Origin of the sequence: Coralloluteibacterium thermophilum (assembly GCF_042654365.1) — a bacterium.
GTDB classification, from domain to species: Bacteria; Pseudomonadota; Gammaproteobacteria; order Xanthomonadales; family Xanthomonadaceae; genus Coralloluteibacterium; species Coralloluteibacterium thermophilum.
Map to the genome: position 1 here is coordinate 23,007 of NZ_JBHSGG010000036.1, position 6,896 is coordinate 29,902.

At 68.2% G+C, this 6,896-nt stretch carries 10 protein-coding genes; all 10 read right to left on the reverse strand.

From position 1 onward, the window contains the following. Position 1 precedes the first annotated feature (1 nt). Positions 2-1,777 carry an anti-CBASS protein Acb1 family protein gene (locus ACFO3Q_RS13095; protein WP_377005174.1) on the reverse strand — a complete coding sequence of 592 codons (1,776 nt, stop codon included), beginning with the start codon at positions 1,775-1,777 and terminating at the stop codon, positions 2-4. A gap of 29 nt (positions 1,778-1,806) precedes the next feature. Further along, the gene (gene terL / locus ACFO3Q_RS13100; protein ID WP_377005175.1) at positions 1,807-3,300 is read right to left on the reverse strand and encodes a phage terminase large subunit; all 1,494 of its coding nucleotides are present in this window, start codon (positions 3,298-3,300) and stop codon (positions 1,807-1,809) included. Beyond that, entirely contained in the window at positions 3,212-3,667 is a 456-nt protein-coding gene (locus tag ACFO3Q_RS13105) for a terminase small subunit (RefSeq protein ID WP_377005176.1), read from the reverse strand. The genes terL and ACFO3Q_RS13105 overlap by 89 nt, the downstream gene beginning before the upstream one ends. Beyond that, a complete protein-coding gene (locus ACFO3Q_RS13110; RefSeq protein WP_377005177.1) occupies positions 3,658-4,152 on the reverse strand; it encodes a hypothetical protein in 495 nt (164 codons plus the stop codon). The genes ACFO3Q_RS13105 and ACFO3Q_RS13110 overlap by 10 nt, the downstream gene beginning before the upstream one ends. Next, entirely contained in the window at positions 4,149-4,454 is a 306-nt protein-coding gene (locus tag ACFO3Q_RS13115) for a hypothetical protein (RefSeq protein ID WP_377005178.1), read from the reverse strand. The genes ACFO3Q_RS13110 and ACFO3Q_RS13115 overlap by 4 nt, the downstream gene beginning before the upstream one ends. 82 nt (positions 4,455-4,536) lie before the next feature. Beyond that, positions 4,537-4,854 (reverse strand): holin, encoded by a 318-nt coding sequence (locus ACFO3Q_RS13120; protein ID WP_377005183.1) that lies wholly within the window; start codon positions 4,852-4,854, stop codon positions 4,537-4,539. Continuing rightward, complete coding sequence (locus ACFO3Q_RS13125; protein WP_377005179.1) at positions 4,854-5,267, reverse strand: hypothetical protein; 414 nt, start codon at positions 5,265-5,267, stop codon at positions 4,854-4,856. Before ACFO3Q_RS13125 ends, ACFO3Q_RS13120 begins: the two co-directional genes overlap by 1 nt. Further along, a complete protein-coding gene (locus ACFO3Q_RS13130) occupies positions 5,264-5,812 on the reverse strand; it encodes a glycoside hydrolase family protein (protein WP_377005180.1) in 549 nt (182 codons plus the stop codon). Before ACFO3Q_RS13130 ends, ACFO3Q_RS13125 begins: the two co-directional genes overlap by 4 nt. A gap of 369 nt (positions 5,813-6,181) precedes the next feature. Beyond that, the gene (locus ACFO3Q_RS13135; RefSeq protein ID WP_377005181.1) at positions 6,182-6,661 is read right to left on the reverse strand and encodes a hypothetical protein; all 480 of its coding nucleotides are present in this window, start codon (positions 6,659-6,661) and stop codon (positions 6,182-6,184) included. Further along, a partial coding sequence (locus ACFO3Q_RS13140; RefSeq protein ID WP_377005182.1) for a hypothetical protein occupies positions 6,658-6,896 on the reverse strand: 239 nt, incomplete at its 5' end. The genes ACFO3Q_RS13140 and ACFO3Q_RS13135, both read right to left, overlap by 4 nt.

The window sequence follows — 6,896 nt, forward strand, 5'->3', positions numbered from 1 at the left end:
GTCAGTCCTCGCGGATCTCTTCGAAGATCTCGGGCCCCAGCACGATCCGGCCGCGGTACGGCTCGACCCTCGACAGGTCGACCGGCGACTTCGTCAGGCTGATGTGCGGGGTGTAGTCGGGGAAGTCGTGCGAGGCGCCCGCGCGGATGATCTCCTCATGGCGCCAGGCCAGCTGGCTGGACGCGAACAGGATCACCGCCGACATGCCGCCCAGCGGCTCCACGGCGCGCGGCCCGCCCTCCGGGATGATCAGCTTGTCGCGGCCGTCCTCGTTCCACTCCCGGGCGTTGCCGGCCTTGATCCAGTCGAAAGGCTGCCGGGAATAGACCACGGTGACGTGCAGGTCGTCGGCCAGGTCCGGGATGCCCTGCGACTCGGCCCAGGCGCGGATCTCGCCCACGTTGAGCACGTCGCGGCGCACGTACAGCGAGCGCGGTGCCGCGTCTCCCAGATTCTCGCGTTCGCCCGGCTTCGGTTCCAGCGCGGCCGCGGCGCGCGCTTCCTCGCCGTCGGGGTCGATGCCGTCCGGATTCTCGGCCAGCCACTCGGCCATCTGCGATTCCAGCCCTGGCGCGCCACCTGACTCGGTGAGCATGTTCACCGCCACCTTGCTCAGCACTTCGTCGGGGATCAGGCGCGTGTCCGCGATGACCTTGATGCTCTCGGCGGTGGTCTTGACGATGTCCGCCCGCTCCTTCTCGCTGGTCTGCCACAGGCTCCGCCAGGTGTAGAACACCTCCGGCGGCCGGGTGCCCAGTGCGGACCGGATCAGGCACTCGTCCAGAACCTCCATCGCAGGTTCCAGCTCCAGTTCCTGAATCGACTGGATACGGTCGTAGTAGTTGCGAATGTCAGACTCGCCGCTGGCGTTGAGCCCGCCCGGCGACTGCCCGAGCAGTCGGGTCACGGGGATGTCGGCCGCGCCGGACACCAGCTGCATGAAGGCCAGCAGGACGTCGCGTAGGCTTCCGAACTCGCTGGTCTTCTGCTCGAACTCCTCCTCCTTGTCCAGCACCAGCGTGCCGTTGATCCCTTTCGCCATCGCGGCCAGGCGCAGGCGGTCCAGCACCTGCTTCTCGTACGCCGGGTCGGCCATCATGGACATGAAGCCGGGGATCTTGATCACGTCGATCTTCGCCTCGAACACCAGCGAGGCGATGTTGGCGCTGGTGCTGTCGGCGCGCAGGATCTCGGCATAGATGGCGGTCAGCACCGAGTCACCCCAGCCCGCCAGGTGCGGCGCGAGCTCGGCGTCCGGAAGCTCTGCGCCTCGCAGGATCACCAGGCGGGACGGGTGGATGTCCAGCATGCCGGCGCCCGCGGAGAGCTTGTAGGACGCAGGCAGCCCGTAGCCCGGTGACTCCGGGTCTCGATCGATCTCCCCCGCCTGCAGCACGCGCCTGGTCAGGACGTTGAGGTGGCGGACGCCGCCCTTCCTCACCCTCTCCGGGTTCAGGGGCTTCGACGGGTCGGAATCGCCGGTTCCGATGTAGAGGGCGGCGCCGCCGAACAGGCGGGCCTTGATGAATGCGTCCAGCAGCTTCCCACGCACACCGAGGCGGGATTCCTCCGCCTCAAGGGCGCTCACCTGCTCCGACTCGGCGTTCCAGCTTCGCCACTTCCGGCAGGCGTCCATAGCCGGAATGTCCACGATCTTCCGCGGCAGCCAGGCGGACCGGTAGGCGTTGACCGCCTCCTCCTCCGTCAGGGTCGGCTCGCCGTACCTGCTGTGCGCTGCCTTGTCCCGACCGGTGCCGAGGTTCGCTACCAGGTTCACCAGTCCGTCGCGGAGGGCCCGCACAGCACTCACAGCGCGGCCCCGAGGTTGTACGTGCTGCCCGTCACCAGCTCGGCAAACGCGCCAGAGAGCGCATCGACCTGGTCATCGTGTGCGCCGCTCGGAAACATGGATACCTCCTCCAGAAAGGCCTCGTTCCACGGGCCTCGGACCAACTTGATGTTTCCGGCCTCGGCCTGCGCCGACACCGGCTTCGCTCGATCCACCTTCGAGCCGCTCTCGAGCACCGCGCGCACGTTCCAGCCGACCAGCAGCTTGATCAGGTGCGCCGCGTTGGACTTGCCGGCGGCGCCGGGGTCCTGGGGGATGACGATCTTCAGGGCCTTGCCGTCCTGGCTTGCCGTGTTCCGCAGCAGGGTCTCGACGCCGGCGGGCGACTTCCGATCCCTGACCACGTGCTCGACGTAGTAGGTGCCGCGGTACTCGCTCAGCAGCAGTCCGACCGTCCAGTCCGGATCTCCTGAGCCCTTCTGCTTCTTCGGGTCCGTGGCCGCGAAGTCCCAGCGCCGCACCCTGTTGGGTGTCGCAGGCGCAGCGTCCACGATCTCGAAGTCGCCGCGCTGGAACATGCCGCCCGAACGCGGCGCCGGCTGCTGCTGGAACTGCCCGGCGACGGCGTAGGCGCCCATCACCTTCTTGTCCCGCTCGATCACCGCGCGCGGGAAGCGCTCGGGGAACAGCAACTCTCCCTCCACCGTGCGGGGGTCCCCGAAGCCGATGGACGTGCTGCAGCGCCGCCGGGGGTCGAACTCCATCGGCAGCATCAGGTGGTCGTACCCGAGCCCCAGGCTCAGGATCTGGCCCGACACGTCCTTCTCGTGCAGGCGCTGCATGATCACCACGATGGCCGACGAGGCCGGGTTGTTCAGTCGGGTGGGCACCGACTCGCGGAAGATGCGGGTGGTCGCCTCGCGCTCCGCGTCGCTCTCCGCCGTCTCGGTGGAGTGCGGGTCGTCGATGATCACCCTGTCGCCGCGGCCGCCGGTCAGGCTCTGGAACGGAACCCCCTCGCGGTTACCCATGCGGGTGTTCGCGAACGACATCTCGCCGGCGCGCTGCAGCTCGATCTCCGGCCACAGGCTCCGGTACCAGTCAGACGCCACCAGGTCGCGCATGCGCCGGCTGTCGCGCTTGACGTACTTCTCGGCGTAGGACGTCGTCAGGTACCGCATCGACGGCAGACCCCGCGGCCCCCACTCCCACGCCGGCCAGAACACGCTGGCCACCAGCGACTTCATGGTCCCCGGCGGGATGTTGATCAGCAGCCGGGTGATGTCGCCCTCGGTGACCGCCTCCAGGTGTTCGCAGATTGCGTCGATGTGCCAGCCGTGCACGTACGGCTGCGACGGCTCCAGGACGTGCCACGCCTCGCGGATGAAGCCGCTCAGCGACTGGCACCGCTCCCGGATGCGCTCAGCCTCCCGCCTCGCCCTCTCCGCCCAGATCTCCGCCAGCGTGGGCAAGCGGACCGAGGATCGATTCGAGAGCATCAAGCTGGTCATCGGAGAGCTTCTTCAGGTCGTAGGTGCCAATCGCCCCAGAATGCTTGTGGTGCTCCACGTGGTAGCCGGACACCTTGCCGCGAGCCACCTCAGCCGAGATCGCTGCGCTGTACTGGCCCTTCTTGGCCGCGGCGTCGCGGAGCTTCTTCAGGTCCGCCAGGTGACCCTGCACCGTCATCTCGGCCTTCGCCGCCACGCGGCTCTGCCCCTTCTCAACGGCCGCTGCGACGTCAGCATTCGTCAACAGCCTGGACCCCTGCTGCTTTGCGGTCCCCCTGCTGTACCCGGCACGGATCGCCGCCTGGGTGGCGTTCTGGTCCTTCAGGTACTCCGAGACGAACCTCGCCTGCTTCGGCGTTAGTGCCATCCGCCCATCAACTCCATGTACCCGCGGATCACAGCTTGGGCTGCTCGGATGTCGGCGTCGCACTGGGCCCCGAGCTGAACAATTCGTGCCGCAGCATCTGCTCGTAGCTCGGCGGCCGCATCACGCTCGCCGGCGGCGGCGCCGGTCGCGGGCATGCCGTCACTACCGGCGCAGGTCCAGTGCTCGCGCAGCCGGAGCTCACCAGCACGCACAGCAGCGGCCACAGCCGCGCGCTTCTCGTTCGCATCGTCCTCTCGCTCCCTCATGTGCTGCGCAGCCAGCTCGGCCAGCGCCTGGGTGTGCCTGTCCTCGCGGTCCCGGGCCTCCTCGCTCGCCTCGCGCGTGAGGCGCTCGCGCTCCGCCGTAGCCGTCTCGGCCGCGGTGCGCTGCTGCTCCAGCGCGATCTGCGCGTCATGCAGTCGGCATGACTGCCAGCCCAGCACCACCACCAGCGCGGCGATGACGGCGATCAGCGCTCTGGTCACCGAGCCATCCTCAGCAGCGCCTCGATCTGCGCCGACACTTTCCGCCACGGCTTCTCGACCTCGACGAACAGCGCGCTGTACTCCGGGTCCTGGCCGAAGTGATCGCGCACATGAGCCAGCGCCATCATCAGCTCTGTCAGCGCCTCAGCGAGCGCGTGCTTCTGCTTCTCCATCTCCTCGAAGCCCACTGGCGGCTTTTCCAGTTCGCGCACCAGGTGCGGGAACATGTCGGCCATGTGCCGCATGCGCTCCGGTGTCGGGCTCTCCCTCAGGATGGCCCGCGCCTCGTCGAGCAGACTCATGACCAGAACAGTGTCCGCACGACGCACGCCAGCACGATCAGGAGCCCAATGAGGGTCCAGACGTTGGCGTCGCGTTTCGTACTCATGCCTCTGCCATCCGCCGGAACCAGTGCCGCCATGGCGCGAACGCCCCGAACGTCAGGAACACCGCCGCGATCGACCACATCAGCAGGCAACCACGCCACGTGTAGAGGCTCGCGCCGTACAGCACCGCGGCCCCGAGCATGAAACTCATGCTCGCCATTGCGGTGAACGCCGAGCCCAACAGCAGCTCGACCCAGCCACGGCCGGCGCGGAGATCGCGCCAGCTCCGAATGCGCACTTCGTTGAGACCGAAGATCGCGGTGAGGAAGATCAGCGCGAGCGGAGGCACGGCCAGGACGGACCAGAAATCGAACATCACTGCTCGCCCTCCTTCCGGGGCGGGAGGAACCGACGCAGGATCTGCGCGGCGTTGTGGATCAGCGCAGGCCCCCAGCTCTGCGCGGTGAACCCCAGCAGCATGGCTGTTGCGGCGTGGATGCCCGCGCTAGACCACCTGTATCCCCACAGCTCCGGCACCAATACGCTCACCGTCGCCGCCAGCAGCGTATTCGCCAGGAACGACGCGAGCAGCTCGCTCTTCGTCCCCATGTTGTTCTTCCAGACCCCGATCAGCGAGCCGATGGCCGCGGCGACGAGGATGTTGAACGGCACGCCGATGAAGGCTGTCGTGGCCTCCATGTGCAACCACTCCCGGCGCGGGTCCATCATCAGCTCAGGCGCCGCGACTGTCGCAACGGACGCCAGCAACACCGCGTACTTCTCGATCACGCTCGCCCCGTCTCGATCTTGCGGATGACCCGCTCCGCGCGCGCAGGCGTCTGCTGGTACCACAGCGACTTCCGCAGGTTGGCGCCGGCGGCAGCCCAGTCGCGCCGCTCGATCATCGCCAGGGAGTTCGTGAAGCCGCGCAGGCCCGCCCCGCCGAGCTGGAACCGCATGTTGATCAGCGCCCGCGCCCGCACCGGGTCGTCTTCGACGGCGCGCCAGGCCGGCAGGTCGGCAAGATCCGCCCGGCACGCCGCGATGTCATTCGCCAGCAGCAGGTTGATCTCGGCGTCTGTGAGCCGGCCGCCCTTCCGCTTGTCGATGAGTCGGCCGACACCGATGGTCCAGTAGCCGAGATGATCTTGGTAGGCATGCGGCACCACGCCCTCGTCTCGGCGAAGCTCGGCGATCAGGATCGGGTCCTCGCCCGGTGCCGCGCCCCTCACCGAGATGGCCTCCAGCAGCGCGAGGTGCGTGTTGGCGTCGTAGGTGCCCGTCTCCGCCACGCCCAGCATCCGCTGGACCTGCAGTGTCTGGTCGCGCGTCATGCGGGGCTCCGAATAGATGCCCAACGGCCGGCCGACGAGGGACTCGGCCGCGGGCTGCCGCCGGGCGGCGACGAAGTGCGCCCGGCCCCGCGACAGGGGGACACGGAGACGGGCGCCCCGCCGAAGCGGGAAACGAAAAAGGGCCCGCCGAAGCGGACCCTTGGATAGGTGGATGGCACAGGTTCGCGCCTCGCCATCCGGAGTCACCTGCGACCGGATAGTCCAGTCCTCAACAGATGGCGGGCCTTCTCCCGCAGTAGCCCGGCGGCGCGAACCGTGATCGGGCAGACACGAAAAAGCCCGCACTCGGCGGGCTTCTTTGGGTGTACTGATATTTGCACAGAGCCTACTTGACAGTCAAGCGCCACATCAAGCCGCCGCACGATAGCAGGCCGCAGCCCGACGAATCGCCGAGTCTGCCGCATGCAGCAGCACCCCTTCGCCGATCGCGACGAGGAAACGCCAGTCGTGCTCGCTGACCCCATCCGGGCGCTGTGCTTCCCGCCCCAGGACGACTGCGATGTACGCCTGCCCGCACACCTGCGGCAGGTAGTCACGGCAGCGTTCGCCGACTCGGCCCGTTGCCGCCAGCAGAGCCGCGGTTAGCTCGGACACGATCCGGGCCCGCCGGTAGTCGCTCTGCGTGACCATCGCGAACGCGATGTCCGGCCCGATGTCGCCGTCATGGCGCCTCGCGAACGCCAGGGAGGCGGCCAGCGCATGCTCATCCGGTACGGTGTCGCCGGCTGTGCCGTGCCCCTGCAAAGGCTCGCGCCATGCCGTTCGTCCCGCCATCCGTGCCAGCCGCTCCCTGAATCCTGCCCGCTCGTTGCTGTAGGTGTCGCTCATGCTGCGGCCCTCTTGTCGTAGGTGTAGTGCCCGGACGCGATGCAGGCCGGGTGTTTCCGTTGCGGCTCGAGTCCGCATGCCACAAGGCCCCAGCCCCGAACCGCGTTCTTACAGGCGTGGCAGCCGAGCTTCCGCACGCGCTTGACCTCGGCCCACTGGCCGCGGCGCTCGGCAAAGTTCTCGGGGCCGGTCAGCGACATGCGCGAACCTTGCGGACTGGTCTGCCACGCGACGC

What these genes read in the sequence shown, in the direction of transcription:
- ACFO3Q_RS13115 (WP_377005178.1), bottom strand. Translation starts at nt 4,454, where the DNA reads ATGAGTCTGCTCGACGAGGCGCGGGCCATCCTGAGGGAGAGCCCGACA.
- ACFO3Q_RS13105 (WP_377005176.1), bottom strand. Translation starts at nt 3,667, where the DNA reads ATGGCACTAACGCCGAAGCAGGCGAGGTTCGTCTCGGAGTACCTGAAG.
- ACFO3Q_RS13130 (WP_377005180.1), bottom strand. Translation starts at nt 5,812, where the DNA reads ATGACGCGCGACCAGACACTGCAGGTCCAGCGGATGCTGGGCGTGGCG.
- ACFO3Q_RS13120 (WP_377005183.1), bottom strand. Translation starts at nt 4,854, where the DNA reads ATGTTCGATTTCTGGTCCGTCCTGGCCGTGCCTCCGCTCGCGCTGATC.
- ACFO3Q_RS13135 (WP_377005181.1), bottom strand. Translation starts at nt 6,661, where the DNA reads ATGAGCGACACCTACAGCAACGAGCGGGCAGGATTCAGGGAGCGGCTG.
- terL (WP_377005175.1), bottom strand. Translation starts at nt 3,300, where the DNA reads ATGACCAGCTTGATGCTCTCGAATCGATCCTCGGTCCGCTTGCCCACG.